Annotated in this window: 21 protein-coding genes, 1 tRNA gene, 1 other RNA gene and 4 pseudogenes; 17 read left to right on the forward strand and 10 right to left on the reverse strand. The window is 67.2% G+C overall.

The window, feature by feature from the left end; translation table 11 throughout:
• Window positions 1-149: TIGR02300 family protein (locus tag ACILRB_RS11145; RefSeq protein ID WP_395666402.1), on the reverse strand; the 149-nt coding region annotated here is incomplete at its 3' end.
• A 192-nt stretch (window positions 150-341) separates the two neighbouring features.
• Here ACILRB_RS11145 and aroA point away from each other — a divergent pair.
• The 3 genes from aroA (at window position 342) to ACILRB_RS11160 (ending at window position 3,883) form a co-directional block, all read left to right on the forward strand.
• The gene (gene aroA, locus ACILRB_RS11150; RefSeq protein WP_395666403.1) at window positions 342-1,673 is read left to right on the forward strand and encodes a 3-phosphoshikimate 1-carboxyvinyltransferase; all 1,332 of its coding nucleotides are present in this window, start codon (window positions 342-344) and stop codon (window positions 1,671-1,673) included.
• Window positions 1,670-2,314, forward strand: coding sequence for a (d)CMP kinase (cmk, locus tag ACILRB_RS11155; RefSeq protein WP_395666368.1), 645 nt, complete (start codon window positions 1,670-1,672; stop codon window positions 2,312-2,314). Before aroA ends, cmk begins: the two co-directional genes overlap by 4 nt.
• Before the next feature lie 231 nt (window positions 2,315-2,545).
• On the forward strand, window positions 2,546-3,883 hold the full coding sequence (locus tag ACILRB_RS11160) for an energy transducer TonB (RefSeq protein ID WP_395666369.1): 1,338 nt from the start codon (window positions 2,546-2,548) through the stop codon (window positions 3,881-3,883).
• Window positions 3,884-4,219: 336 nt separating this feature from the next.
• Here the strand turns inward: ACILRB_RS11160 and ACILRB_RS11165 are convergent, their stop codons facing one another.
• Complete coding sequence (locus ACILRB_RS11165) at window positions 4,220-4,567, reverse strand: DUF2493 domain-containing protein (RefSeq protein ID WP_395666370.1); 348 nt, start codon at window positions 4,565-4,567, stop codon at window positions 4,220-4,222.
• 540 nt (window positions 4,568-5,107) lie between these two features.
• Here ACILRB_RS11165 and ACILRB_RS11170 point away from each other — a divergent pair.
• From ACILRB_RS11170 to ACILRB_RS11195, 6 genes are all read left to right on the forward strand, one after another.
• Window positions 5,108-6,313: a tyrosine-type recombinase/integrase gene (locus ACILRB_RS11170; RefSeq protein WP_395666371.1), complete on the forward strand. Its 1,206-nt coding sequence runs from the start codon at window positions 5,108-5,110 to the stop codon at window positions 6,311-6,313.
• A gap of 19 nt (window positions 6,314-6,332) precedes the next feature.
• The gene (locus ACILRB_RS11175; RefSeq protein ID WP_395666372.1) at window positions 6,333-7,160 is read left to right on the forward strand and encodes a hypothetical protein; all 828 of its coding nucleotides are present in this window, start codon (window positions 6,333-6,335) and stop codon (window positions 7,158-7,160) included.
• Window positions 7,161-7,283: 123 nt separating this feature from the next.
• On the forward strand, window positions 7,284-7,496 hold the full coding sequence (locus ACILRB_RS11180; protein WP_395666373.1) for a hypothetical protein: 213 nt from the start codon (window positions 7,284-7,286) through the stop codon (window positions 7,494-7,496).
• Complete coding sequence (locus ACILRB_RS11185) at window positions 7,493-8,083, forward strand: nucleoside 2-deoxyribosyltransferase (RefSeq protein ID WP_395666374.1); 591 nt, start codon at window positions 7,493-7,495, stop codon at window positions 8,081-8,083. The genes ACILRB_RS11180 and ACILRB_RS11185 overlap by 4 nt, the downstream gene beginning before the upstream one ends.
• Before the next feature lie 377 nt (window positions 8,084-8,460).
• Window positions 8,461-14,313: a DUF3320 domain-containing protein gene (locus ACILRB_RS11190; protein ID WP_395666375.1), complete on the forward strand. Its 5,853-nt coding sequence runs from the start codon at window positions 8,461-8,463 to the stop codon at window positions 14,311-14,313.
• Window positions 14,314-14,373: 60 nt separating this feature from the next.
• Window positions 14,374-15,429, forward strand: a complete 1,056-nt coding sequence (locus ACILRB_RS11195; RefSeq protein WP_395666376.1) for a hypothetical protein — start codon at window positions 14,374-14,376, stop codon at window positions 15,427-15,429.
• Window positions 15,430-15,626: 197 nt separating this feature from the next.
• On the opposite strand, the gene ACILRB_RS11200 is transcribed toward ACILRB_RS11195, so the two are convergent.
• The 8 genes from ACILRB_RS11200 to ACILRB_RS11235 form a co-directional block, all read right to left on the reverse strand.
• Window positions 15,627-15,703 (reverse strand) — tRNA-Pro (locus ACILRB_RS11200).
• A 136-nt stretch (window positions 15,704-15,839) separates the two neighbouring features.
• Window positions 15,840-17,372 carry a Do family serine endopeptidase gene (locus ACILRB_RS11205; RefSeq protein WP_395666377.1) on the reverse strand — a complete coding sequence of 511 codons (1,533 nt, stop codon included), beginning with the start codon at window positions 17,370-17,372 and terminating at the stop codon, window positions 15,840-15,842.
• A gap of 176 nt (window positions 17,373-17,548) precedes the next feature.
• Window positions 17,549-18,538, reverse strand: a complete 990-nt coding sequence (gene hflC, locus ACILRB_RS11210; RefSeq protein ID WP_395666378.1) for a protease modulator HflC — start codon at window positions 18,536-18,538, stop codon at window positions 17,549-17,551.
• On the reverse strand, window positions 18,535-19,644 hold the full coding sequence (gene hflK, locus ACILRB_RS11215) for an FtsH protease activity modulator HflK (RefSeq protein WP_395666379.1): 1,110 nt from the start codon (window positions 19,642-19,644) through the stop codon (window positions 18,535-18,537). Before hflK ends, hflC begins: the two co-directional genes overlap by 4 nt.
• Window positions 19,645-19,759: 115 nt before the next feature.
• Complete coding sequence (locus ACILRB_RS11220; protein ID WP_395666380.1) at window positions 19,760-20,290, reverse strand: dihydrofolate reductase; 531 nt, start codon at window positions 20,288-20,290, stop codon at window positions 19,760-19,762.
• Window positions 20,287-20,799 carry a GNAT family N-acetyltransferase gene (locus ACILRB_RS11225; RefSeq protein ID WP_395666381.1) on the reverse strand — a complete coding sequence of 171 codons (513 nt, stop codon included), beginning with the start codon at window positions 20,797-20,799 and terminating at the stop codon, window positions 20,287-20,289. The genes ACILRB_RS11220 and ACILRB_RS11225 overlap by 4 nt, the downstream gene beginning before the upstream one ends.
• Complete coding sequence (locus ACILRB_RS11230; protein WP_395666382.1) at window positions 20,796-21,782, reverse strand: DMT family transporter; 987 nt, start codon at window positions 21,780-21,782, stop codon at window positions 20,796-20,798. Before ACILRB_RS11230 ends, ACILRB_RS11225 begins: the two co-directional genes overlap by 4 nt.
• A gap of 92 nt (window positions 21,783-21,874) precedes the next feature.
• A complete protein-coding gene (locus ACILRB_RS11235; protein ID WP_395666383.1) occupies window positions 21,875-22,684 on the reverse strand; it encodes a thymidylate synthase in 810 nt (269 codons plus the stop codon).
• Window positions 22,685-22,813: 129 nt separating this feature from the next.
• Here ACILRB_RS11235 and ssrA point away from each other — a divergent pair.
• From ssrA to ACILRB_RS11275, 8 genes and pseudogenes are all read left to right on the forward strand, one after another.
• Window positions 22,814-23,169, forward strand: a transfer-messenger RNA (tmRNA) gene (gene ssrA / locus ACILRB_RS11240).
• A gap of 262 nt (window positions 23,170-23,431) precedes the next feature.
• Window positions 23,432-23,740 (forward strand): annotated as a pseudogene (locus ACILRB_RS11245) (ClpXP protease specificity-enhancing factor SspB); the annotation flags it as partial.
• A gap of 125 nt (window positions 23,741-23,865) precedes the next feature.
• A pseudogene (locus ACILRB_RS11250) lies at window positions 23,866-24,204 on the forward strand (ribbon-helix-helix domain-containing protein); the annotation flags it as partial.
• A gap of 227 nt (window positions 24,205-24,431) precedes the next feature.
• On the forward strand, window positions 24,432-24,629 hold the full coding sequence (locus ACILRB_RS11255; RefSeq protein ID WP_395666384.1) for a hypothetical protein: 198 nt from the start codon (window positions 24,432-24,434) through the stop codon (window positions 24,627-24,629).
• Between the two features lie 87 nt (window positions 24,630-24,716).
• Window positions 24,717-25,055 (forward strand): hypothetical protein, encoded by a 339-nt coding sequence (locus tag ACILRB_RS11260; protein WP_395666385.1) that lies wholly within the window; start codon window positions 24,717-24,719, stop codon window positions 25,053-25,055.
• Window positions 25,052-25,150, forward strand: a pseudogene (locus ACILRB_RS11265) (polysaccharide biosynthesis/export family protein); the annotation flags it as partial. The gene ACILRB_RS11260 and the pseudogene ACILRB_RS11265, both read left to right, overlap by 4 nt.
• Window positions 25,151-25,409: 259 nt before the next feature.
• Window positions 25,410-25,913: a hypothetical protein gene (locus ACILRB_RS11270; RefSeq protein WP_395666386.1), complete on the forward strand. Its 504-nt coding sequence runs from the start codon at window positions 25,410-25,412 to the stop codon at window positions 25,911-25,913.
• Window positions 25,914-26,315: 402 nt separating this feature from the next.
• A pseudogene (locus tag ACILRB_RS11275) lies at window positions 26,316-26,846 on the forward strand (glycosyltransferase); the annotation flags it as partial.
• Between the last annotated feature and the right edge of the window lie 77 nt (window positions 26,847-26,923).

The following is a 26,923-nucleotide window of genomic DNA, read 5'->3' on the forward strand; positions in this document are numbered from 1 at the left end:
GCGGCGGCGCGTTGCGCGGCCCGCGAGACCGGCGCGCCCTGGAAGATCGTCCCGCATTTCGGGCAGGTGATCGGGTTCCTGTTAAGATCGAAGAAACGGGTGCCGCAGGCCTGGCACTGATGCTTGGCGCCGAGTTCGGGTTTGGCCACAGACATGAACCTCAGTGGAGCTGGACCTTGCGGTCCCTTCAGCGATGTTGCGGTCCGGTTAGTGACCGCGCAAGCGCCTGTCAACACGCGCTTGCGGGCCGTCGCGCGCGTTTTGATGACAAGGGCGCGGACGGCGTGCTAACGAGCCGGCGGGCTCGCGGGCGGGCGAGGGATTTCTGGGAGCGGGACGTGATGGCGGCGACGGGGCGGCTCAGCGCGCAAAAGAGCGCGCCTCTCTCCGGACGGATCAAGCCGCCCGGCGACAAGTCGATTTCGCATCGCGCGCTCATCTTCGGCCTGCTCAGCGTCGGCGAGACGCAAATCGAGGGCCTGCTCGAAGGCGAGGACGTGCTGCACACGGCCGACGTCTGCCGCGCGCTCGGGGCGCGCGTCGAACGGCTCGGCGAAGGGCGCTGGCGCGTCGAGGGCTGCGGCGTCGGCTCGCTGCTGCAGCCCAAGGGCGACCTCTATTTCGGCAATTCCGGCACGGGCATGCGGCTCATGATGGGCGTCGTCGGCGGCCATCCGCTGACCGCGCGCTTCGACGGCGACGCCTCGCTGCGCAAGCGGCCGATGCGCCGGATTCTCGATCCGCTGGCGCTGATGGGGGTCGAGACGGTGTCGCAGGAGGCGGGCGGACGCTGCCCGCTCGTCGTCAGGGGCACGGCCGAGCCGATCCCGATCGAATATCGCTCGCCGGTGGCCTCGGCGCAGGTCAAATCGGCGATTCTCCTCGCCGGGCTCAATTCGCCGGGCCGCACCACGGTGATCGAGCCCGAGGCGAGCCGCGACCACACCGAGAAAATGCTGCGCTATTTTGGCGCGACGGTCGCCGTCGAGCCGTTCGGGGCGCAGGGGCGCAGGATCACGCTCGAAGGGCGGCCCGAACTCGTCCCCGCGCCGCTGTCCGTGCCGGGCGATCCGTCGTCGGCGGCCTTTCCGCTCGTCGCCGCGCTGCTCGTTCCCGGCTCGGACATCGTCGTCGACGCGATGATGACCAATCCGCTGCGCGTCGGGCTTTTGACGACGCTTCTCGAAATGGGCGCCGACATCGAGATTCTCGACCGGCGCGAGGAGGGCGGCGAGGAGGTCGCCGACCTGCGCGTGCGCGCCTCGGCGCTTCGGGGCGTCGACGTTCCGGCCTCGCGCGCGCCGAGCATGATCGACGAATATCCGATCCTCGCCGTGGCCGCCTGCTGCGCCGAAGGGACGACGCGCATGCGCGGGCTCGGCGAATTGCGGGTCAAGGAATCGGACCGGCTTGAGGCGGTGGCGGCTGGCCTGCGCGCCTGCGGGATCGACCCGCAGATCGAGGGCGACGACCTGATCGTCGAGGGGCGGGGCGGGGCGATCCCCGGCGGCGGCCTTGTCGCGACGCATCTCGACCATCGCATCGCCATGAGCTTTCTCGTGGCCGGCCTCGCCGCAGGGGCGCCGGTCGCGATCGACGACGCCTCCATGATCGCGACGAGCTTCCCGGGCTTTCGCGCCGAGATGGAGCGGCTTGGAGCGCGCTTTTCATGATCATCGCCATCGACGGTCCGGCGGCGTCCGGCAAGGGCACGCTGGCGCGCCGTCTCGCCGCCCATTTCGGCCTGCCGCATCTCGACACGGGGCTGCTCTATCGCGCTACGGCGCGCGCCCTGATCGACCAGGGACGCGATCTCGCCGACCGCGAGGCGGCGATCTGGGCGGCGCGAGGCCTCGCCCTCACCGATTTCGACGAGCAGGCGCTGCGCAGCCGCGACATGTCGGAGGCCGCCTCGGTCGTCGCGGCCATTCCTGAAGTGCGCGCGGCCCTTGTCGAGACGCAGCGCCGCTTCGCGCATCGTCCGGGCGGCGCCCTGCTCGACGGGCGCGACATCGGCACGACGATCTGCCCCGACGCCGCCTGCAAGATCTTCGTCACCGCGAGCGAGGACGCGCGGGCGACGCGCCGCGCGCTCGAATTGCGCGCGCGCGGCGAAAAGGTCGACTACGCCGCCGTGCTCGAAGACATCCGCCGGCGCGACGCGCGCGATTCGACGCGGGCCGCCGCGCCGCTGCGGCCCGCCGCCGACGCCGTAGTGCTCGACACGACCAAGCTCGACGTCGAAGCCGCCTTCAGGGCCGCGCTCGCCATCGTCGAGGCCGCCGCGCCGTCGTTTCGCTCGGCCGCGGGCTGACGCCCTTCGTCGCGGCCCGAGTTTTCGGCGCGACGGGTCGCGGCGGCCGGCGCCTCAAATCCGCCGCCCTGCGCGCGCAAGGCTTCACGAAATTTCAAGGGACTGTGTTCGCGGCGCCGTTTCGGCGCTGCGGCGTCTGCGTTAAGATTTTGCGGCGCGCCGGGCTTGGCGGCGCGACGAGCTTTCCCTTTCCGGCCGCCGCATCTCCCGGCGAAGGCTTCGACGAGGACCATGCCAGAGATGACGCCGGCGACGTCTGAGGACGAGGCTCGAAGCTCGGCTTTAGAGCTTTCCGCGCGCCGTCACGAAGCGGCCGACGCCGGCCCCGGGGCCGTCGACCTGTGCGCCGGCGCCACGGATCATCTGCTTCCCGACGAGGCGCGTCTCGGGCTCCGGAACGGGGTTTCGCTCGCCCTGTTCGCCGCCTTCGCCCTCCATGCGACGCTCGCCGCAGTCGTCTGGTCGTCGCTGCGGCGCGAGACGCCGCAGGTCGAGCAGGAAATCCCGATCGAAGTCGTGATGGAGGAAAAGAAGCCCTCCGAAAGCGAAGCCGCCGCCGCCGAACGGCGAAAGGCGGCCGAACAGAAGGCCGCGCAGGACAAGACCGCGCAGGACAAGGCCGCACAAGAGGCCAGGGCGGCGCAGGAGGCGAAGGCCGCGCAGGACGAGGCGGCGCGCGAGGAGGCGGAACGCCAGCGCAAGACGGCCGAAGCCAAGGCGGAGCAGGACAAGGCGGAGCAGGACAAGGCCGCCCAGAAAACGGCGGAGCGGCAGAAGGCGGCTCAGGACGCCAGAGCCGCGCAGGAAAAAGCCGCGCAAGAACAGGCGGCGCAGGAGGCTAAAGCCGCGCAGGAAAAAGCCGCCCAGGAAGCGAAAGCCGCGCAGGAGCAGGCGGCGCGGGAGCAGGCCGCCCAGAAGGCCGCCGAAGCCAGGGCGGCGCGCCAGGCGGCGGCGGACGAGAAAGCCGCGCGCGCCCGGGCGGCGCAGGAGGCGAAGGTCGCCGAGAAGAAAGCCGCCGAGGAGCGTCGCCAGGCCGAGCGCGAGGAACGCAAGGCCGCCCAGCAGGCGAGGGCGGAGGAGCGCAGGGCGGAGGCGCAGCGCGCGCAGACGGGCCAAAGCACGGGGCGAATGCAGACCGCGGGGCTGTCGAACGGGCTGAAGCTGCCGTTCGACAACGGCCCGCCGCTGTTCAAGGCCGTCGCCGTGCCGGTCCCGACCGACGGCGGCGAGGAGCTGCTGAACTACAAGGTCGTCGTGTTCGGCATGCTGGAGCGCGCCAAGCAGTATCCTGAAGGCGCGCGCGAGCGCGGCGCGCGGGGCCGGGCGGTGATCGCCTTTTCGCTCAACGAGAAGGGCGAGCTTGTCAACGTCTCGCTGCTGCGCTCGACCGGCGATTCGGATCTCGACGTGGAGGCGCTGGGGCTCGCCGCGCGCGCCTCGCCCTTTCCAAAGCCGCCGCCCGGCGCGCAACGCGACTTCGCGGCGGAGATCAGCTTCGATTATCACGACGCGCGCCGGCACGACGCGCAGACCGACGCCGCGCCCGTCCCCGAGCCTGAGCCGGAATAGGCGCGCGGGGTCTCCCAAAAAGACCGGCGGACCGGCCCTGCGGCGCCTTGCGCGGAAGGACGACGCCGGGCGGGCGCGAATCGTAGCCCGCCCGGCGCCGCCGTGGGGATTGAGCGGCGCGCGGCGCGCTTTCGGCGCGTCTTCGGGGTGTGGCGGCCGGGACCGCCGGTCCTGCGTCCATGGATCGGCGGCGCCAGTTCGTGTGGGCGAAGGGAGATGAGCCCTGTTCCGGCCTCGGCGCTCACGATCGGGACGACCATCCGCGCCTGAGCGGAACCGGGATCCGCTCTTGCGCCGGGCCGACGCCGGCGCAGGACGGCGTCGGCGCGGCGCGCGTCAGGCGGGGATTTCGATCACGCGCACGCCGGCCTGCCTCGCCTGCAGGGTCATGTTCGCCGTCCCGCGCCCGCCCGGGAAGGCGACGACGAGATCGGGCCGGCCTTCATCGAGCATCTGTCTGTTGCGGACAGGCCCCGCGGCTCGACCATGGGCGAACCAGTCGGGCGCGTATTCCTCGACTCGCACGCCAGCCCCTGCGGCCCATTCCCTCGAAAGCCTGTCCGCGCCGTCTGCGCCGCCTTCGATCAACGTCGCGAATCCCAGCGCCGCGTGAAGCGAATCGAGTTCGCGTCTCAAGCGTTCGGCGTCCTTGAAGGTGCGGCCGCCACAAACGAGAACCCGCAAATATGCCCTCCGATGATCGAACGCCGGACGCGTGCAAAGGCCCCGCCGCCGGTTTCATGGACGCCGGGGAAAGGTGTTTCACGAAGCCGGGGGCGTGTCATGAGACGGCGCGCGGTTTTCCGGGCGTTGAAGGTGAGGCGGTGCGCCTGATCCGGAAGCGCGGCGTCGGCGTCGCGCGTCGTTTCGTTTGGAGGAAAAGATCGCGCCGTCAATTTCCAGGATCAATAAAGAACGCGTTCCGCGTCTTGAACAGCCCGACAGGTCGCGGCGCCGTCAGAAGCAAGCCGTGCGTGCGGATCATTGTCCCGCAGGCCGGCGCGGCTTTTGGAAATTATCGATATTTCGATAAGTTATGCATAAATTTTGGTCGGAGTGAGAGTCCGCCATACTGGGGTTTTATGTGATCGCGCCTTGGGTCATTTGGATTCATAAATCCGTTGATGGACAGTGAGTTGCTGACGCGCAAGCAAGCTTGACGTTGCAATCGCCGTCAATTGATCGCATTCTCATTATGCAGTTCAAAGTGCAGGCGGAGCGATCATGGTGAGGGCGCGGAACAGGCTTTCGGCGCGCCAGGCGGCGACCCTCAGAAAACCGGGGCGGCATGCGGACGGCGGCAACCTCTATCTGGAGATCGGCGACGGCGCGCGGCGCGGCTGGCTCTACTTCTATCAGTGGGGCGGCAAGCGGAAGGTGATGGGGCTCGGGCGGGCTCCCTCCGGCGCCAGCGACAGGGGAGCGGTCTCGCTCGACGAAGCGCGCGCCGCCCGCGACGCCGCCGAAAAGCTCGTTCGGCAGGGCGTCGATCCGATCGTCGAACGCGCGACTGCCCGGCAGGCGGCGCGGGCGACGCCGACGTTCGGACAGATCGCGATCGACGTGATCGAGGCGAAGGCCGCCCAGAGCCGCAACGTCAAGCACGCCGCGCAATGGCGCGGGCTCGAAAAGGACGCGGCGGCACTCTGGCTAAAGCCTGTCGACGCGATCGACACAGAGGCGGTGCTTGGCGTCCTGCGCCCGATCTGGGCCACCAAACCGACGACGGCGCGGCGCGTGCAGGAGCGCGTCAGGAACGTCCTCGACGCCGCTAAAGCGCACGGCCATCGCGCAGGCGACAATCCGGCCGAATGGCGGGGGCATCTTGACCAGATCCTGCCGAGACCCGCGAAGGTCGAGCGGAGCCATCACGCTGCGCTGCCCTACGGAGATGTGCCGGCGTTCATCGGCCGTCTGCGCTCGCATCAGGCCAGCTCGGTCGCAGCCATGGCGCTTGAGTTTCTGATCCTGACGGCGGCCCGCTCGGGCGAAGTCTATGGCGCGCAGTGGCCGGAAATCGACGTTGAGGCCGCCATCTGGCATGTCCCGGCGAGCCGCATGAAAGGCGGAAGGGCGCATCGTGTCCCATTGTGCGGACGAGCGCTAGAAATTCTCGCTGCTCTGCCCCGGATCGGCGATCATGTCTTCGAGAGCCCGCGCGGCGGCGGTCTTTCGCATGTTGCCATGGCGAAGGTCCTCGCCCGGCTCGGCGGGGAGGGTGCGACGGTGCATGGTTTTCGAAGCAGCTTTCGCGACTGGTGCGGCGGCGAAACGAATTTTCCGCGCGAGCTCGCCGAACAGGCGCTGGCGCACCGCTTGGGCGACGCCGCCGAGCTCGCCTACAAGCGCGGCGATTTCCTTGAGAAGAGAAGAGCCATGATGGAGGCATGGGCGCTTTATTGCGACGGTCGGCAGGCTGACAGATCGTGAAGCTCGCAGAGCGATGCGCATGAACCGGAAGCAGGGCGGGGGGAAGCGCGCGAAGCGTCTCGTCTCGACGACATTCAAACGTTCATACTGGACGTTCCAGACGGATGAATGGAGACAAATTGGCGCTGCCTATTTCCCGCGCTTCGCCGAAGCCATTGCGGCCGATCTTGCGCCATATGTTGGCCTCGCAACGGCAGAGGCGGCGGACGGCCGGCGATGGCGGGAGGCCGTGACGGCCATCACCCGCCGCCGCATTGAGGACGAGAAAGCAGAGGCGACGGCCCCGGAGACGGCGCAGGTCATGAAATGGCTCGCCGTTGTCGCGCGTGCGGCCGACAATCTCGCGGAGGTCATCAAACAGCAGGGCGGTGCTGGAGGCAGTCTCGGCCGGTCGGACATCGACCGAGCGCTCGGCATCATCGCTCCGTCAGCGCCCAAGACCAGGAAGCTTCTTCCGATCCTGCGCGCTTATGCCGAGGCGGCGCGGACCGCCAGAGGCCAGCCGGCGCATCACCGCATGAAGCACATCTTCAATGGGATCGAGTTTTCGCACACCGAAAAAGTGCACGTCGAGGCGTCAGGGCTCGAGGCCGAACAGGATGTGCCCGGTGGCAACTTGCCGCGCGACAGGTGGTTCGTCGCCTTACATGCATTCTGCACGGAGGAAAGTTTGCCCGTAGCCACGCGCAGCGACGACGTCGCCACGCCATTCGTCGCCTTCCTGGCGGAGCTCGAACGCCATATGCCCGCTGATCTGCGTGAAATCTCGACCAACCCCCGGGCGTTGGCGAGAAGCGTCGAGCGCGCGCTGAAGGCCGCAAAGGAGCAAGGCGTCTTGGGAGAATGACCTTGTCCAGCGACACCATAGCGCTCGGGCGAGGCTTTATGGTGTCGCGTGTTTCCTGCTCCGGGTCGCGATCAAATCACCTCCATTGCAACGGCGCGCTCGTTGCGCCTGATGGAGGTTATAATGGAACGACATCACGAGGCCGCGCTCGACGAGCCGATCATGGTCGGGACGGCTGAAGCGAGCAGGCTACTCGGCGGCATTTCCCGCGCGACCCTCTTCCGCTGGGACCGCGCTGGCTACATTCGTCTGGTTCGGATCGGAGGACGCACGCTAGTTCCGATTTCCGAAATCCGTCGCATCGCGGCTCCTGGCGCGGGGGAGGCGGGCCGATGAGGTCGATCCCGCTGGCGTCCGCGAAGGAAATCGCTGCCCGCATCCTCACCCGCTTCGCGTCGGAACGTCCCAGAATCTATCTGGCCGGCAAGGTCAGACACAGGAACGACTGGCGCAATCGACTGACAGGTGGGTGCGTGTCAGTCCGCGACGAATTCGATCCACATGAGGTCGTGCCGCTCGAAAACTTCACGATGACGGGACCGTTCGTATCGTCCTGGCTCGAGGAGCACGACCCGGCGACGCACGGCGTCGCAGACGGTGGAGGGCGTTCGACGGAGCGCCGCCGCATCTTTGACGCGGATATGGCGCGGATCGGACGATCCGATTTTGTGTTCGGATATATCGACGCAAGCGACGCCCATGGAACGCAGGTCGAAATCGGCCACGCCCACGCGCTCGGCAAGCCAGTTTTCCTGACGTTCGACCCGGCGCTTTCCGAGAATGTGGTCGACGACCACTGGTTTGCCGCGCAGGCGGCCGTTGTGCTGCCTGGGCCGCTCGAGGCGGCATTCGCCACGGCGCTCAACCTCTGGCGATCGTGCAGGTCGCGCGAGTCGATCAGATCGAAACCTCGTCGGCAATGAATGGTCGGCCGGGACGCAGGACCAACCGACCGCCATTGGCCAAATTCACACAAAATGGATGACTGTCGACATGTATACTTCCGCAGACGCGCTGGAGCAATCCGTCGCGCGAGTCGACGCTCCGGCGTCGCAGCCGATCACCCTCAGCGTCTTTGCGTCGCCGCAGGGAACCATACTCTCGAAGGCCTTCACCTTGCGCCCGGACGGTTCGCTCGAGAAATGCGCCGGCGCGCAACTCTGGAAAGGCGAGGTCTGGCGCACGCACGTCAAGGACCCGAGGCGTGCGCTGCGCACTGCATCGATAGCGCGAGCCGATTTAGTCCGCTATAAGCGGAGGCTTTGCGGTCGACATTCCAAGGCATAAAACGAGGCATATTGTGACGTGGGAAATTAAGGGCGTGATCGCGCCGAAGATTAATTTCGCGACTCATCAAAACGCCGTGCCTCTCATTCGAGACGTGAAGGTGACCGCGCCGCCGGATACGCCGGCGCACACTCTCACCTTGTCGCTGTCGTCGGATCCGCCGTTTGTGCAAACGAAAGTCTGGAGCATCGACGCGATCGGGGCGTCGGAGACGCTTTCGATTCATGACCGCGACGTCGCGCTGAACGCGACGCTGTTACATGATCTGACCGAAAGTCTGGTTGGCACGCTGACCCTGAGATTGACGGATGCGGCGAACGCCTTGTTGGCCGAGGCCACGCAGCCGATCGAGCTTCTCGCCCATAATCAATGGGGCGGAATCGGCGTGATGGCGGAGTTGCTTCCCGCCTTTGTGATGCCGAATGACCCCGCCGTCGATCGCGTGCTCAGGGCAGCCTCGGACGCGCTGAGGCGCGCCGGCAAGCAGGACGCGATTGACGGCTACAGGTCCAAAGAGCGCCGCCGCGTTTGGGAGCTGGCTTCGGCGATCTGGTCGGCGGTGGCGGGTCTGCGCCTGTCCTACGCCATTCCGCCCGCCAGCTTTGAACAGACCGGGCAGAAGGTGCGCACGCCGTCGCAAATTCTCGAGGGACAGCTCGCGACCTGCCTAGACACGACATTGCTTTTCGCCGCGGCGCTCGAGCAGGCGGGCCTGAACCCTCTGCTGGTGATGACCGAAGGCCACGCCTTCGCGGGCGTCTGGCTACAGCCGGTCGAGTTCGCGGCCTTGATCACCGAGGAGGCGGCCGCGCTTCGGCGCCGGCTCGATCTCGATGACCTGCTTGTGTTTGAGACCACTCTGGCGACAGGCGCCGCGCCGGCCAGTTTCAGTCAGGCCGTGACGCAGGCGAGGCGGCAGATGGCCGAAGATGCGCCGGCGCGCTTTGAGATGGCGATCGACGTGCGCCGCGCGCGCATGCAGAAGATCCGCCCGCTTGGCGTCGCCGCGCCACGCCATGGCGAGACTGATGCTAATCCGCCCTCCATCGCCGAGGGCCTAGACGAGGCGCCCGCTCTGCCGCCCTTCGACGTCGAGACGCAAGAGGCGGCTCAGACTCCCGCCGGGCGCGTTGATCAGTGGCGGCGCAAGCTGCTCAACCTGACCACCAGCAATAACCTGCTGCATTTGCGTGATAGCGGGAGGGTGGTGCGGCTGCATTGTCCGAACCCCGCGACGTTGGAGGACCAGCTTGCGAACGGGAAGAAGATTCGCATCCAGCCGATGCCCGAAATCGATATCGGTGGACGTGACGAGACTATTTACGAGGATCAGACACATTCACGGCTGCGCGACGAGATCGCCGCCAGCGCCCTGGCGCGCGGCGAAGCGCTGTCGCTGCTGCCAAAGGACAAGCTCGACGCCTCCCTGACGGAACTCTACCGCAAGGCCAAAACCGACCTCGAGGAAGGCGGAGCGAATACGCTCTTCCTCGCGCTCGGCTTTCTCAAGTGGAAAAAATCGCCGAAGGAGGAAAAGACCTATCGCGCGCCGCTGATCTTGCTGCCGGTCCGGCTCGAGCGCAAGAGCGCGGTGTCAGGCATGACGATGATCATGCACGAGGACGAACCGCGCTTCAATCTGACATTGCTCGAGCTGCTGCGCCAGGATTTTCAGCTCGCCATCGCGGGTCTCGATGGAGATCTTCCTCAAGATCAGAGCGGCGTAGACGTCGAAGGCGTCTGGCGAACCGTCCGCGCCGCGGTGCGCGACCTCGCCGGCTTCGAGGTGACCGGAGACGTCGCGCTCGGCGTCTTCTCCTTCGCAAAATATCTGATGTGGAAAGACCTCGTCGAGCGCGCCGATCTCTTAAAGGAGAGCCCGCTGGTCCGTCATCTGATCGATCGTGACGGATCGGTTGAGGTTGACAGGGGAGGTTTTCCACGCGCGCAGGATCTCGACGCAAAAATCGACCCGGGCGCCGTATTCACTCCGCTGCCGGCGGACAGCTCGCAACTGGTTGCGGTGGTGGCGTCAGCGCAAGGGCGCGCCTTCGTGCTCGACGGGCCGCCGGGCACCGGCAAGTCACAGACCATCGCGAATATGATCGCGCATAATCTGGCGCTTGGCCGGCGCGTGCTGTTCGTCGCGGAGAAGCGCGCGGCGCTCGAAGTGGTGCAGCGGCGCCTCGCTGAAAAGGGGCTCGCTCCGTTCTGCCTGGAGCTGCATTCCTCGAAGGCGACAAAATCGACGGTGCTGAAGCAGCTCGACAGCGCCTGGACGACACGCGACGCGCTGACCGCGGAAGAATGGGCGCGCGAGGCGGCAGAGACGCGGCGGCTGCGCGACGAACTCAACGCGGTGGCGGCTCTGCTTCACCGGCCGGAGCCGAACGGCTGGACCATTCACCGCGCGATAGGGCGCGCCGTGCGCGATCTCAACGCCGCGACGCCAAAGCTCGCATTCCCGCCATCGACGTGTCATTCGGCCCAGGAAACTGATCGGTTCCGCGAGATCGCGCGGGCGCTCGGAATTGCGCGGAAGGCTGTCGCCGACTTGCCCGCCGAGTTGACCGGGGTCACCCATGTCGACTGGTCGAACGGATGGCAGGAGGAGATGGTCGCGAGCGCCAGCGAGATTCCAGGCGCCGTCGATGCGGCCGTGGAAGCTGGGGCGCGGCTGGCCGCGGTGACGGGGCTCCCGCTGCGCGGGGAGGGGCGGGACGGCCTCGGCGCGCTGCTCGCCTTTACGGATCTGTGCCTGTCGACGCACGGCCATGATCTGCGCTTCGCCTTCGCGCCGGACGTGGCCGACCGCGTCGCCGCCGCGCGCGAAGCCCTGTCGCTGATCGCGCAATATCGCAACGAGGAGACGGCGCTCAGCGCCCGCTATGCGCCCGAGGCCGCCCGCAGGATCGCGATTGACGAGTTTGGCGCAGCGTGGACGGCAGCGGGCGGCAAATTCTGGCTCCTTGGATCCTTCGCGAAGCGCAAGGTGGCTCGGGCGCTGGCGCAGGCCGGCGGAGCGTCGGGCGCCGTTGCGCCGGACGGCGATCTGCCGCGCCTCGCCGCTCTGCGGGATCTGCTTGCGCGGATCGACGCGCTTGCCCCGAAAGCATCCGTCCTGCCCGGTTTCGTAGGCCTCGCAACTGAGGGCGACAAGGTGGAGCGAGCCATAGAGGACGCAGAGCGATTGCGCGTGACGATCGCCGCCGGGGCCGATAGCGCCGAGACGCTGATCACGCTGCGCGGCGCGACGGCCGCGCTCGTGGTCGACGCCAACGAGATGCTGGCGGGCGACGGGCCCGTAGCAGGCGCGGCTCTTCGTCTGCGTCAGGCGCTGGAGGCGCTTGACCGGGCGACCAGTCGCTTCGATGAACTGACGCAGGCGGCGGCGGGCGCCGATTTCGCGGCCTTACGCGCGCGGGCTCAGGCCGTCGTCGTTCACGCCCGCCGGCTGCGCGAGTGGACGGCGTGGAGACGCGTCCGCGATGAGGCGATACAGGTGGGCCTCGCTCCCCTCGTCGACGCGCTGGAACGAGAGAGCGTTCCGCCTGAGGCCACGGTGGAGGTCTTCGACACCGCCTATGCGCGCTGGTTCGCCTTCAGCCGGATCGACCGGGAGCCGCTGCTCATGCGCTTCATGGCCGCCGAGCATGAGGACAGGATCGCCCGCTTTCGCGCGGTCGACGATCGAATGGGCGAACTCTCCTCGCGCTATATCCGCGCCAGGCTCTGCGGCCTGATCCCGGACAAGAACGAGACTGGCAAAAGGGACGGCTACAGCGTTCTCAAGCATCAGTTGCAGCTGCAGCGGCCAAGCAAGTCCATCCGGCGGCTCGCCGCCGAAATGGGAGACGCGTTCACTCGGCTTGCGCCATGCATGCTGATGAGTCCGCTCTCGATCGCGCAATATCTGCCTGCCGAACAGGAGCTGTTCGATCTCGTCATCTTCGACGAAGCCTCGCAGATTACCCCATGGGACGCGATCGGCGCGATGGCGCGCGGCAGGCAGGTCGTGATCGCCGGCGACCCGCGCCAGATGCCGCCGAGCAATGATTTCGCGCGCGGTTCCGGCGTCGCCACAGCCGACGACGACGCCGAGGCGGACCTGCCGAGCATCCTCGACGAATGCCTCGCCGCCGGCGTGCCGCAGCATAGTCTCGACTGGCATTACCGCAGTCGCCACGAGAGTCTGATCTGCTTCTCCAACACGCGCTACTATGAGAGCAAGCTCGTCACCTTTCCGCCGCCGCAGACGCGGCCGAGCGCCGTCAGCTGGCGGCGCGTCCCGGGCGTCTATGCGAGGGGCGCGCGCACCAATCCGATCGAAGCGCGGGCGATCGTCGACGAGGCCGTGCGGCTCCTCCGCGATCCGGCCTTCGTTGATGAAATGGGGCGGCCTCTCTCGCTCGGCGTCATCACGATGAACGCCGAGCAAATGAAGCTCGTCGAGGATCTTTTCGACAGGGTACGGCGCGCCGACCCCGCGATCGAAGCGCATTTCGACGCCGAAACACGGCTCGAACCGGTCTGCGTCCGCAATCTCGAAACCGTGCAGGGCGACGAGCGCGACGTCATCCTCTTCGGGGTCAACTTCGGGCCGACGGAACCGGAAGGCAAGACGATGTCCATGTCCTTCGGCAAGCTCAATCCCGCCGGCGGAAGCCGCCGCCTCAATGTCGCGGCGACGCGCGCGCGGCGCGAGATGACGGTCTTCACTTCCTTCGATCCCGGCATGATCGACTTGACCCGTACGGCGTCTGACGGCGTGCGCGACCTTAAAGCGTTTATCGAATTCGCGGACCGCGGTCCGCGCGCTCTGGCTGAGGCGACGAAGGGCTCGATGGGCGGCGACGATTCGCCATTCGAGGAAGCTGTGACCGCAGCTTTGCGCCGACGCGGCTGGACCATAGTCCCGCAGGTCGGCGTGTCGAAATTCCGCATCGATCTTGGCGTTGTCCATCCGGATCGGCCGGGCGACTATCTCGTGGGCGTCGAATGCGACGGCGCCGCCTATCACAGCGCCGCCACTGCGCGCGACCGCGACAAGGTTCGGGCGGCGATCCTCGAGCGGCTCGGCTGGTCGCTGCTGCGCGTCTGGTCGACCGACTGGTGGACCGACAGAGAAAGGGAAGCGGAGCGGCTGCACGTCAAAATCGAGGCGGCGCTGACCGCGGACCGGAAGGCGACGGCGAAGCGGGCAGCCGCAGCGGCGCTTGTCCAGCCATCGCCCACCGACATGCCGGCGACGAATGCAATGTCGGCCTTGGACGACCAGGTCAGGACGCCGCCCGAGCGACTTGTAGCGGCGTTTCCCGCGCTGAGAGCCGCCGACGCGCTCAATACGCATTATCTGCAGGTTGCGGAGCCGGCTGCCGATTATGTCACCTCGCCAGACGAGGATCTCTATCGCTTGACGGATTTCGCGTCGCTCGCCGCCATGATCGATCCCGACGGTTTTTATGACCCTCGTTACGACGCAACGCTCGCCATCCTGATCAAGCATGTGCTCGCCGCGGAAGCGCCCATCGCGGAAACATTGCTGGTGCAGCGGATTGCGCGGGCGCATGGCTTCAATCGGGCCGGACCCAACATCCGCGATCGGGTGATGTCGTTCACAGAACGCCTCCATTTCGTCGAGGAAGAGCCCGGAGGAGGCCGCTTCGTGTGGCAGGAGGCCGCCGTTCGATCCGAGTGGAGCCGGGCCCGCCGTCCCGCCCGAGAGGAGGATGTCCGTCCGATCGCGGACATCGCCCTCGCTGAACTCGGTGTCGCGCGCGCTCGGAATGGCGCCGCCGAGGTCGCGCGTTATTTCGGCGTGAAGCGGCTGTCCGCAGCCGCCCACGCCAGGATCGAAACGGCATAAGCCTGGCGGGCCTCCACGAAAACGACTCAGAACAGCAGCCAACAGGGCGAGAATCTCTGGATGCGGATCGAAGAATACATCGTTCGGCGCTGGGCGTCCCGGGTGGAGCGGCTCATTGTGATCCAAACCAAGCGTCATCTCCGGCAATTGGGGCGCGCCTCCATGCTTTCGGGCGACGATACGCCATTACGCAATGTATGGGATGAGATATGCGCTCAAACGCAGGGCGAAGAGTCCACCCTCTGGGGGGCTTATGAAGACCTCATCGATCGTGTCCTGTTGGCGAGGCTTGGCGAATTGGAGCGCGCCGCCGTTCTGGCGCTCTGGTTACAGACCGAGACCGGATTTGACTGGCTTTTTGACCATCATGAGGACGGAGACGCTCTGGAACAGACTCCGGTCGATCTCGACGCGGTCGTGGACCATATCCGTCCCTCGCTCCTGCGTGAAGCGGCCGACGAGGACAATGAACGGGTCACGCAATATCTTGATCCTTGGGAGGATGAACCTGATTCCGGCGACGATGATAACGAAATCGAAGGTGACGCCAGTGGCGATGCAGAGGATGTCGACGCTTCAGAATTTCGCCTCGTCGCCGCCAATCATTTCGACCTGCGCCTGACAGTCGTCGACAACCCAGAGGCGCAAAAGTCTCCGAACGGCAAGCTTTGCCTCAATACCGAAATCTGGGTGGATGGGCGTCATCTCGACGAACCGCACCCCATCGATCTGCCTCTGCTTCTTAAAAGCCTGCATGTCGAGGGCGTCTACGACATCTTTACATGCAGCTGCGGAGAAAGTGGTTGCGCGAGAATCGTCGAAGGAGTTTCGGTCACGCATGACGGCGACGCCATTCATTGGCAATTTCGACGGCCTCAGAGCGCTGACGGTTTCCCGGTCGGCGCGCTGAGCGCATGGCGACTGGCGTCCCTTCCCGTAAGCTTGAGCTTTGGCAAGGGTCAAATGCTTGCGGCGTTCGGCGCCTATCTGAACAGGGTTCGGGAGACTGTCGACGGGCGGGCGAAAGAATTCAGCTGGCCAGTGGTCGGCGTCACCGTCCCGGACGTTTTGAAGATGGACCTGACCAATCCCTGGCGAGAAAGGTCAGGTGATTGAAGCCCGTCTTCCACGCGCGCAAGCTTGAGAGCAGCAGGCGCCAAGAACAGCTATCCCTTTTCAGCCGACGCGCCGGCAGGATACGTCGCTGCGCATCCAAGACCAATCCAACGCATGCCGGTTGTGCAGGTCTTTATGCAGGCGGACGAAGCTCTCTCCTAAAAACAGTTTATATTTCAATACATTGCAAGGAAACTTGGTCGGAGTGAGAGGATTCGAACCTCCGACCCCCTCGTCCCGAACGAGGTGCGCTACCAGGCTGCGCTACACTCCGACATGTGGCCCGAAAGCATGCGGCCCGAAGGGGGCCGCCGCCTGAGGCCGGGGGTCTTATAGCGGCCGGCGTCGGCCGGTTCAAGCGCTTTGCGCGGCGAAATTCGCCGTTCCGTCGCCAGGCCGCAAGCTGCGCGTCACGGCATGGGCAGGGCGACGAAACGCATCTCGCCCTGGCCGTTGGCGACGAGCAGCAGGGCCGATTTCTTGCCCTCTCGTTTCAGATCGTCGAGGCGCCGCGCGACGTCCGTCGGCTCCTTGACCGGGGCCTGGTTGATCTCGACCACGACCTCTCCGGCGAGGATCCGCTTCTCGGCCGCGCCCGAGCCCGGATCGACCTCGGTCACGACCACGCCCGAGCCGACGCCCGGCCGGATCGAGAATCGGCGCCGCGCGTCGTCGCTGAGGCTTGAAAAAGTCATGCCGAGCGCGCGCTCGACCGCTTCGCTCGCGGCCGGCGGCTTTTGCTCCTCGCCGCGCCGCGCCGCGGCCTCGGTCAGCTTCCTGTCTTTCTCCTCGAGACGGCCAAGCCGGATCGTCTTGGTCATCTCCTTGCCTTCGCGCAGGATCACCACCTCGACGTCCTTGCCGACGGGAGCCGAGGCGACGATCTTCGGCAGCTCATGCGATTCGTTGATGGCGACGCCGTCGAACTTGACGATGATGTCGCCGGTCCTGATCCCTGCCGCCCGCGCCGGGCCTTTTTCGTCGGCGCCGGCGACGAGCGCGCCGCGCGCCGCGCCGAGATTGAGCGATTCGGCGATGGTGTCGTCGACGTTCTGGATGCGCACGCCGAGCCAGCCGCGCCGCGTTTCGCCATATTGCAGCAGCTGCTCGACCACCGGCTGGATCATCGACGAGGGAGTCGAGAAGCCGATGCCGATCGAGCCGCCCGAGGGCGAGAGAATGGCCGTGTTCACGCCGATCACCTCGCCGTCCATGTTGAACAGCGGGCCGCCGGAATTGCCCTTGTTGATCGCCGCGTCGGTCTGGAAATAATTGTCGTAGGGGCCTGAATCGATGTTCCGCTTCACGGCCGAGATGATGCCCGCCGACACCGAGCCGCCAAGGCCGAAGGGATTGCCGACGGCGATCACCCAGTCGCCGACGCGCATCCTGTCGCTGTCGCCGAATTTGACGGCCTTGAGCGGCTTGTCGGGCTTCACGCGCAGCACGGCGACGTCGATCTTGGGATCCTTGCCGACGACGTCGGCCTTGAGCTTCGAGCCGTCCGTGAAGATCACCGTCACCTCATTGGCGTCGGCGATGACGTGGTTGTTGGTGACGACGAGGCCCGAAGGGTCGATGACGAAGCCAGACCCGAGCGAGTTGGAGCGGCGCTCGCGCGGCGCGCGCGGCCCCTGCGCGCCGGGCTCGCCCTGGCTGCGCCGCTTGAAGAATTCGTCGAACAGATCGTCGAAGGGCGTTCCGGGCTCCGGCGGGGACTGACCCGCGCCGCGCTTTTCGTCCATGGCCTGGGTGGCCGAGATGTTGACGACGGCGTCGCTGACCTCCGAGGCAAGCCCCGCGAGCGACTCAGGGCCCCGGGCGGCGGCCGCGCGGATGTCGAAGGGCGCGAGCGGCGCGAGGCCGCAGGCGAGCGGAAGCGCGAGCGCGCCGGCGATCAGCGCGGCGGGCGCGCGGCGCGGCGCAAAGCGGGTGACGCCCATGGGCGTTGATCCTCCAGACCAGTCTCAGGCGAAAACGGCGACCCTATCGCGTAGCGCAATCGGGCGGGCGCGAAAAGCTGCGACCGCTTCACGGATCGGAGCGCCGGAGGAATTCGCGCGCCTTCGGCTTCGCCGCGAAGGGCGGGCGCGGTTGCAAGGGCCCGCGCCCGCCCGCGTCAGGGTTTTGACGGCTCCGCCGCCGCGCCGCCGGACTCGCCTGCGCGCTCGGCCGGGGCCGGCGCCAGCTCTGCCGGCTTCACGCTGACGTCGCCTGTCATCGACGACGGCCCGGCGCCGCGCGCCGAGCCGAAATAACGGAAGAACTCGGACTTCGGGCTCACGACCATGCGCGTGTCGCTCGACTTGAGCCCGGCCTCATAGGCCTGCATGGAGCGGAAGAAGGCGAAGAAGTCCGGGTCCCGGCCAAAGGCGTCGGCGAAGATGCGGTTGCGTTCGGCGTCGCCTTCGCCGCGGGTCTCGTCGGCCTGCCGCTGCGCGTCGCCGCGCAGCACCACCACATTGCGGTCGGCGGCGGCGACGATCTTCTGCGCCTGCTCGGAGCCCTGCGCGCGGAACTCCGCCGCCTCTCTGGCGCGCTCGGTCTGCATGCGGCTGTAGACGCGCTCGGAGATCTGGCGCGGCAGGTCGGCGCGGCGCAGCCGCACGTCGACGGCGACGATGCCAAGGCGGGAGCCCTCGGCGTCGACCTGCTGGCGAATGCGCTGCATCAGGTTCGAGCGCTCGTCGCGCACGATCTGGATGAGGTTCGCCTCGCCGAGCACGCGACGCACGGCCGAGTTGAGCACGAAGCCGAGCTGGCTGTTGGCCCGCTCCACGCTGCCGACCGTCTGATAGAACTTCAAAGGGTCGACGATGCGGTAGCGCAGGAAGGAATCGACTTCGATGCGGGTGTTGTCGGAGGCGAGCACCTCCTGCTTCGGCGCCTCGAGGTCGAGGATGCGGTTGTCGAGATAGATGACGTTCTCGATGAACGGGATCTTGAAATGCAGGCCGGGCTTGGTCACGAGGCCGCGGCCGGCGACGGGTTCGCCAAAGCGCAGCACGAGCGCCTGCTGCGTCTGCTGCACGGTGAAGACCGCGCCGGCGAGGACGAGAAAGACGGCGAGGCCGACGACGGAGAGGACGATGGTGGAGACGTGCTTCATCGGCGCGCGCCCTCGTGCGGCTTGTCGAGCAGGGAGCCGAGCGGCAGGAAGGGCACGACGGGCTGGCCGTCGGAGCCCTGGTCGAGAATCACCTTGTCCATGCCGCCGAACACGCGCTCCATGGTTTCGAGGTACATGCGCTCGCGCGTGACGTCGGGCGCCTTTTTGTATTCCTCGTAGATCTTGAGGAAGCGCGCCGCCTGGCCGGTCGCCTCGGCGACGGTCTGCTCGCGGTAGCCTTCGGCCTCCTGGATCATCGCCGCGGCCTTGCCTCGGGCTTCCGGCACCACGCGGTTGGCGTAGGCTTCGGCCTCGTTGCGCATGCGGTTCTGGTCCTGCTGCGCCGCGGTCACGTCGCGGAAGGCGGCGATGACCTGCTCGGGCGGGTCGACCGACTGCAGCTGCACCTGCAGCACCAGCACGCCGGCCTTGTATTCATTGAGGATGCGCTGCATCAGCTCCTGCACGGCGGGTTCGATCACGCGACGGTCGGCGGTCAGGATGCGCTGGATCTGGCTGCGGCCGATCACCTCGCGCATGGCGCTTTCGGCGACCGCCTTCACCGTCTCGCGCTGATTGGCGATGTTGAAGGCGTAATCCTCGGGCCGCACGGGATCGATCTGCCAGATCACCACGAATTTCACGTCGGCGATGTTCTCGTCGCCGGTGAGCATCAGGCTTTCCTCGGGCAGGTCGACGGCGTTGCGCCCGTCGGCGCGATAGGCGAAGCCGACGTTGATGGTGTTGCGCGTGGTGACCGCGAGCTTGTCCACGTCGCCGATCGGATAGGGGAGGTTGTAATTGAGGCCCGGACCGGTCTTGCCCGTATAGCGCCCGAAGATCTTGTTGAGGCCGACTTCGCTCGGGCCGACCGTATAGAAGCCGGACAAAAGCCAGAGGCTGACGCCGACGAGCAGCAGCGCGAGCAGCCCGCGCGCGCCGCCAAGGCCGCCGCCCGAGCCCGGCAGCCAGCTTCTCAGCCTGTCCTGGGCGCGGCGCAGATAGTCTTCAAGGTCGGGTTGCGGCGAGCTGGGCTTTTGCCCCCATGGGCCGCCGCCGCTCGGTTTCCAGGAGCCGCCGCCGCCGCCGTCGCTGATCCAGGGCATGAAACCTCATATGCTCGTAAAGACTGCGCCGTCTTTATAGGAAAGCGGCGGCGACTCGACAAATGGGGATCGCCTTCGGCCGCGGCAATGGCGGCGGCCCGGGCGCGCGCCGGGCTCAGGCGACGCGTCCGTCGGCGACGCGCTGATAGGCGACGAAGGAGAAACGGGCCTCATCGCCAGGCTGCGGCTCGGGGCGAAGCCGCTCGACCTCGGCCCATTCGCTCCAGTCGACCGGCGGGAAGAGCACGTCGCCTTCGGGCGAGGCCTCGACCAGCGTCAGGCGCATGCGGCCGACATGGGGCATGAGCGCGGCGTAAAGCTCGCCGCCGCCCGCAAGAATCATCTCGGGCGCGCCGAGGGCGCGCGCGCGCGCGCGCCCCAGCTCCAGCGCCGCCTCGGGGCTCGCCGCGACGAAGACGCCCTGCGGGACGCGAAAGCCTGCGTCGCGCGTCACCACGATGGTCTCGCGGCCGGGCAGCGGCCGGCCGATCGACGCGAAGGTGCGCCGGCCCATCAGCAGCGGCTTGCCGAGGGTGAGCGCGCGGAAGCGCCGGAGGTCGCTCGGCAGGCGGAAGGGCAGGTTGGCGCCCTCGCCGATCACGCCGTTTTCGGCGACGGCCGCGACGAGCGTGAGCGGCGCGCTCAAGGTTCGCCCGCGGCGGCGGCGAGCCTGTCGAGCGCCTCGCCCTCCGTGCGGCAGATCAGCCACTCGTTCATGACGCGCGCGCCAAGCGAGCGATAGAAGCGGATCGCCGGCGCGTTCCAGTCGAGCACGGACCATTCGAAACGCCCGCCAGGCTGCTGCGCGCAGAGCCTCGCGACATGGACGATCAGGGCCCTGCCGAGCCCGCGCTTGCGGAACGCCGGGCGCACATAGAGATCCTCGAGCCAGGCGCCGCGCCGGCCCGTGAAGCTCGAGAAGGTGTGGAACCAGAGCGCGAAGCCGGCCGGCTCGCCGCCGACCTCGGCGATCGCGACGAACACCTGCGGCGCGGGGCCAAACAGCGCGGCGTCGAGATCGGCCTCCGAGGCCAGAACTTCATGCGACAGGCTTTCATAGTCGGCGAGCTCGCGCACGAACGCCAGAACGAGCCCGGCGTCGCCGGGCGCGGCGGGCCTGATCGCGGCGGCGGCGCCGGTTTGGGCGAAGGTCATGCGCGCTCCATGGGTTGGGGCCTCGGCCCGAAAAAGATCGCGAGCCCCGCCGCCACGATCAGCGCCGTGCCGACCACGGTGCGCAGCGTCGGGATTTCGGAGAAGACGATCACGCTCGAAAGGCTCGCCCAGACGAGCGCCGTATAGCCGAAGGGCGCGACGACATTGGCCGGGGCCGCCGAAAAGGCGCGGATGATGCAGAAATGGCTCGCCGCGCCAAAACAGCCGAGCAGACTCATCAGGCCAAGGCTCTCGGGCGAGGGCCGCGTCGCGAAAAAAGGCAAAAAGGGCGCGCAGAACGCGACGCCCGCGACAGAGGTGTAGAACAGCGTCGTCGCCGGCTCGTCGGCCGTGCGCAGCATGCGCGTCGCGATCTGGTAGAGGGCGTTGGTCGCCGCCACGAGAAGCGGCAGGACGGTGAGCGCCGAGAACGAGAGTCCCGCGCTCGACACGATGATCCAGACCCCGGCGAGCCCGATGAAGACGCTGACCCAGCCGGCGAGCGACACCTTTTCCCTGAGCACGACCACCGACAGCGCCGTCACCAGCACGGGCGCGACCCAGACCACGGCCGAGAAATCGAGGAAAGGCATGATCTTGAGGCAGTAGATGCCGAGAATCGTGTTGGCGCACAAAAAGGCCGAGCGGAGGATCTGGGCCGCCGGCCGGCGCGAGACGAGAAGGCGCGGCGCGCGCAGGGCGAGATAGGCCCCGACGATCAGGAAATGCACGAGATAGCGCGCGAAGGCGACTTCGGTCGGCGCATGCCTCTCGACGAGGATGCGGGCGAGCGAATCCTGGCAGACGAAGAGCAGGGTCGTGAGCAGCATCCACAGCACGCCGCGCCCGATCGACTGGCGCGCCGTCGGCAGGATCGCGAGCGACGCGGCTTCGGCCTCCCGCGCCGCCGCCGCGCTTTCGCGCGGGGCCGCCTCCGTCTCGCGCGGGGCGCCGCTTCGCGCTTCGCGCGATGATGTGCTCATGGAACCGGACCGGTCTGGCCGCGGACGACAGGCTCGCGGCGAGCGGCCAGCCTATAGCCGATCGCGCGGCGTGTTTGAATGCGGCGGCGGCGTCAAACCGCCACCGGCGCCCGGATCGCCGGCAGCGGATCGTAGTTTTCAAGGCTCAGGTCGTCGAAGCGCAGGGCGAACAGGTCTTTCGCGCCGGCCGCGACGGTCAGCCGGGGCAGGGGGCGCGGCGCGCGCGAAAGCTGCTCGCGCGCCTGCTCCAGATGATTCGCATAAAGATGGAGATCGCCGAAGCTGTGCACGAAGTCGCCGGGCGCAAGGCCGCAGACATGGGCCATGAGCTCGGCCAGGAGCGCATAGCTCGCGATGTTGAAGGGAACGCCGAGGAAGATGTCGGCCGAGCGCTGGTAGAGCTGAAGGTCGAGCCGCCGGACGCCGGCCGCGTCGTCGCGGACGTTGAACTGGAACAGGCAATGACAGGGCGCGAGCGCCATCTGCGGCAGGTCGGCCGGGTTCCAGGCCGAGACCACGAGCCGGCGCGAGAAGGGATCGCGCCTGATCGTCTCGAGCACGCCGGCGATCTGGTCGATCACGCGCCCGTCCGGCGCGGCCCAGGAGCGCCATTGCTTGCCATAGACGGGGCCGAGGTCGCCATTGGCGTCGGCCCATTCGTCCCAGATGGTCACGCCCTCGGCGCGCAGCGAGGCGACGTTGGTGTCGCCGCGCAGGAACCAGAGCAGCTCATGGACGATGGAGCGCCAGTGCAGCTTCTTGGTCGTCAGCAGCGGAAAGCCGCGCGAAAGATCGAAGCGCAGCTGCCGACCGAAAACGGACAGGGTTCCCGTTCCGGTGCGGTCGGGCTTGCGCGCGCCATGGCGCAGAATGTCGTCGAGAAGGTCGAGATAGAGCTGCATGGCGGGCGCCTCCGGGCGAACCCGGCTTATAACGCGCCGACGAGGCGCAGGCTCGTTAAACGCGCCGACGAAGCACGTCCGATGTGCGCGCGGTGAATAGCGGGCGCAAGCCGCAGGCGCCGCGTCGCGGCCCTTTCAAAAGGACGCATGCGGCCCTATATTGGGTTCGCCGCCTCGTGCGGCTATGGCGATAAACGGCGTCGAAATAAGCTCTTCGGACCCGGGGGCGGTACCCGGCGCCTCCACCCAGCCCGTTCGCGCGGCGGGCTTCGGCGGGGGCGAAACAGGTTCGACGGGGAGTGTAAAGGTCTGTCTTTCGCCCGGCATTGCACCGCCGTTATCGGGCTAAACTTATAGTTGCCAACGACAACTATGCTCCGGTGGCCGTCGCTGCGTAATGCAGCTTAAGCAACCGAAATCAAGTCCTTAAGGGTAGCACTTGGTTATGGGGCCCGGAGGCTGCCTCGGCAACAGAAGCCTCCACTTAATCCTCTCCCCTTTTTTCTCGCCCGCGCGGCTTTTCCGGCGGGTTTTTTCTTCCGGCCAAAGCGGCTTTTGTCGTCGCGTCTTCGCCGCCGCGCGCTCTCGCCAATCGCGTGAAATTTCGATAAGCCTTCGATTCATCTTCCTGTTTCAGTCCGCCGGATCGGCGGGACGCCGGAGGCTCGATTGGCGGTGGATCTCATCCGGTACGACATTCTCGTGCAGGACGCGCTGCGCGGGGTCGTCCGCAAGGTGCTCGGCGACATGGCGCGCGACGGGCTCGTCGGCGACCATCATTTCTACATCACCTTCCGCACCCACGCCCGCGGCGTCCGCCTCTCCTCGCGCATGCGCGAGCTTTACCCCGACGAGATGACCATCATCCTCCAGCATCAGTTCTGGGACCTGTCCGTGACCGACCACGCCTTCGAGGTCGGGCTGTCGTTCAAGAACGTGCCGGAAATGCTGCTCGTGCCGTTCGACGCCGTGACGCGTTTTTCGGACCCGACGGCGGGCTTCGACCTCGAGTTCAAGCTCGACGACGGCGTCGAGGCGGGCGCGAACGACCCCGGAGAGCCGGGCCGCGAGGAGGCGGCGCCGAGCGCGCCGGAGCCGCGCGCCGAAGCCGGCCGAGGCCGGCGCCTTCCGGCGACAAGATCGTCTCGATCGACGCCTTCCGCAAGAAACCCCAGGCCCGCATGGGCGAGATCGTCAATCTGCGCCGCGCGTGCGCCGGACGCGCGCCCGCGAGGAAGCCGCCAGCCGCGGTCGCGGCGCGTTGCGCCTCGGGCGTCTCCGCCGCCGAACGCGAGGCCGCCGCGGCCCTGCGCGAGAAAGAGAGACGATGCGGCTCGACGGCCATCGCCTCGACGAGCCGAAAGATCCGCCGGAAGAATGAGCGAGGCGACGAAGCCGACGACGGCGCCGTCGTCAAACATTCGCTCGCCGTCGCCGGCCACAGCACCAGCGTCTCGCTCGAACGGCTCTTCTGGACAGAACTCAGGCGGGCCGCCGCCGAGCGGGGACAGCCGGTGTCCGCCTGCGTCGCCGAGATCGACGCCGGACGCGGCAAGGCGAATCTCTCCTCGGCGATCCGGGATCTTCGTGCTGCGCCGCGCCTTGGAGAGGGGCGGCGAGCGCGCGCCGCTGCCCGTCGCAGGGGCGCAGGCCGCGCCGACGCCGCGCGCGACGCGCTCTTAACCAAACCGCGATTCATGGGTCTCGCGCGGCCCTCCGCCGGCGGCGCGTTTTCGCGGCCCTCTAAATGCGCAATCCCCGCCGCAAGCGGACGCCTTTCCATGCGGAAGTCCGGCGGCGCGCGCTCAAGAAGCTTTCCGGTTTTCATCTCAAGGGCTTTGGCGAAGGAAAAGTCTTTCCGCATCAATTGCGACGCGCGCGCCGTCGCAACCTGCGCCTGAACCATCGCTGTGCCAAATTTGTAACAGAGCTTCGCATACCGTGACCTGACGCCGCGTCAAGGGGGTGGAATCGCTTGGCCTAGACCGCCGCCGCAGGGTAATTGTTGGACAAATCGAGCGAGGGACAGATTATGCGGGGATTGCGGGCGTGCGGACTCGCCGCGCTGGCGACGGCTCTGACGGGCGTCGGCGGCTGCAGTTTCTTTCCCAACGACGGACCGGTGTCGGTCGAGGTCCTGTCCGAGAAATCGGACGTGCTGCCCTACGCCCTCGTAAAGCTTTCGCCCGAGGCGGTCGACATTCTCGCCGCCTTTGAGCCGAAAGGCCTCGCCGGCACTTTCACCGACCGTCGCCCGGCCTCGAACATCAAGTTCGGCATCGGCGACATCGTCTCGACCACGGTCTTCGAAGCACCGCCGGCGGCCTGTTCATTCCGCTCGACGCCGGCGCGCGTCCCGGCAATTTCGTGACGCTGCCGGACCAGGCGGTCGACAGCAACGGCAACATCACCATTCCCTTCGCCGGCGTCATCCGCGCCGCCGGCCGCACCAACGTCCAGATCCAGAACGAGATCATCGACCGCATCAAGAACCGAGCGATCGAGCCTCAGGTCATCGTCAGCCTCGCCCAGCAGCGCACCTCGCTCATCAGCGTGATCGGCGAAGTCAACACGCCGCTGCGCTTCGCCGTGCCGGCGACCGGCGCCATGACCGCATCCTCGACGCGATCACCCGCGCCGGCGGCATCAAGGGCCAGGGCTTCTCGACCTGGGTCATGCTCGAGCGCGACGGCAAGCCGCGACGGTCCCCTTCGAGAACCTCGTGATGAACGCCGCCAACAACATCTATATCCAGCCCGGCGACCGCATCTACGTCTATCAGGAACAGCAGAAGTTCATCGTCTTCGGGGCGACGGAGGCCGGCGCGCAGGGCCAGTATAATTTTGACGCCTGGCGCATCAATCTCGCCGAGGCGGTGGCCAAGGCCGGCGGCATGCAGGACGTGCGCGCCGACGCATCAATGGTGTTCCTCTATCGCCGCGAGCCCAAGGAAGTCGCCAAGCTTCTCGGCGTCGACGTCGCGCGTTTCACCGGCGATCTCGTGCCGATCATCTTCCAGGTCAATCTGCGCGATCCAGGCGGCTATTTCATCGCCACCCGCACCCAGATGCGCAATGGCGACGTGATCTTCATCGCCAACGCCCAGTCCTACAATCTCACGAAATTCTTCAACTTCGTGAACACCGTCACCGACTCCTCGATCGGCACGACCAACGCGCTCGTCGGCTGGCCCACCGCGTTCAGCCGCTCGGCCATGGCCGCGCGCTGATCGGCGCGACGCAGGTGCAGTAGCGGGCGGCGCGGCGCGCCGAGTCGCGCCGGTCACAGGGGCGCGTGGCGCGCGAGCGCCGGCTGGTTCGCCGCAGGGTTGAAAATCCTGCGCTTTCGGGCTGTCGCTGAGCCCAAAAAGCCGCGGCGAAATGTCCGAAATCCGGCGTGCGCTCCCTCACTTGTCTTGATCTCCGGCCGCGGGGTTCTCGACCGACTTGAAACGAGGCTCCCGCCGGCTTGCTTGCCGCGAGCGAACGCCGTCCCGCCAGCGCCAACTTGACGAGCATTGATGTGAGCACTTCCACGGCAGGCGAAAAGCGCCTGAAGGTTCTGATTCTCGGAGAAAACTACGCGCCGGAGATGACCGGCGTCGGCCGCTTCACGGGCGAGATCGGCTGCCTATCTCGCAGAGCATGGCCATGACGTCGCCGCCATCGTCGCGCCGCCGCATTATCCTGGCTGGCGCGTCAGGCCGCCTTACGGCGCGTTGCGCTATCAGTCGGAGACGCTCGACGGCGTGTCCGTGACGCGCTGTCCGATCGTGCTGCGCGCCGACATGCGCGGAATATGGCGTATCATCGCGCCGGCGAGCTACGCCGCCGCGAGCTTCCCTGTCGCCTTGTGGAAAATCCTCGCCCCGCGGCCTGACGTCGTGCTGTGCGTCGAGCCGACGCTGATGGTCGTCCCCGTGGGTCTGATCGCCAAGCTCATCGGGGCGCGGCTGCTGCTTCATGTGCAGGACCTTGAGATCGACGCGGCCTTCGCCGTCGGCCATATCAGCGGCGGCGCGCTGAAACGCGCCATTCTCTATTGCGAGACGCATCTGCTGCGCCGCTTCGACGCCATCGTCACCATTTCTGGCCAGATGCGCCGCAGGCTCGTCGACAAGGGCGTCGCTCCCGAGCGGATCGGCATCGTGCGCAACTGGGTCGATCTCGACCGCATTTTTCCGCTTCAGGGAGAGAACGGCTTTCGCGCCGAACTCGGCCTGGAAGCCGGACGATTTCG

Origin of the sequence: Methylocella sp. (assembly GCF_044226135.1) — a bacterium.
Lineage (GTDB): Bacteria > Pseudomonadota > Alphaproteobacteria > Rhizobiales > Beijerinckiaceae > Methylocapsa.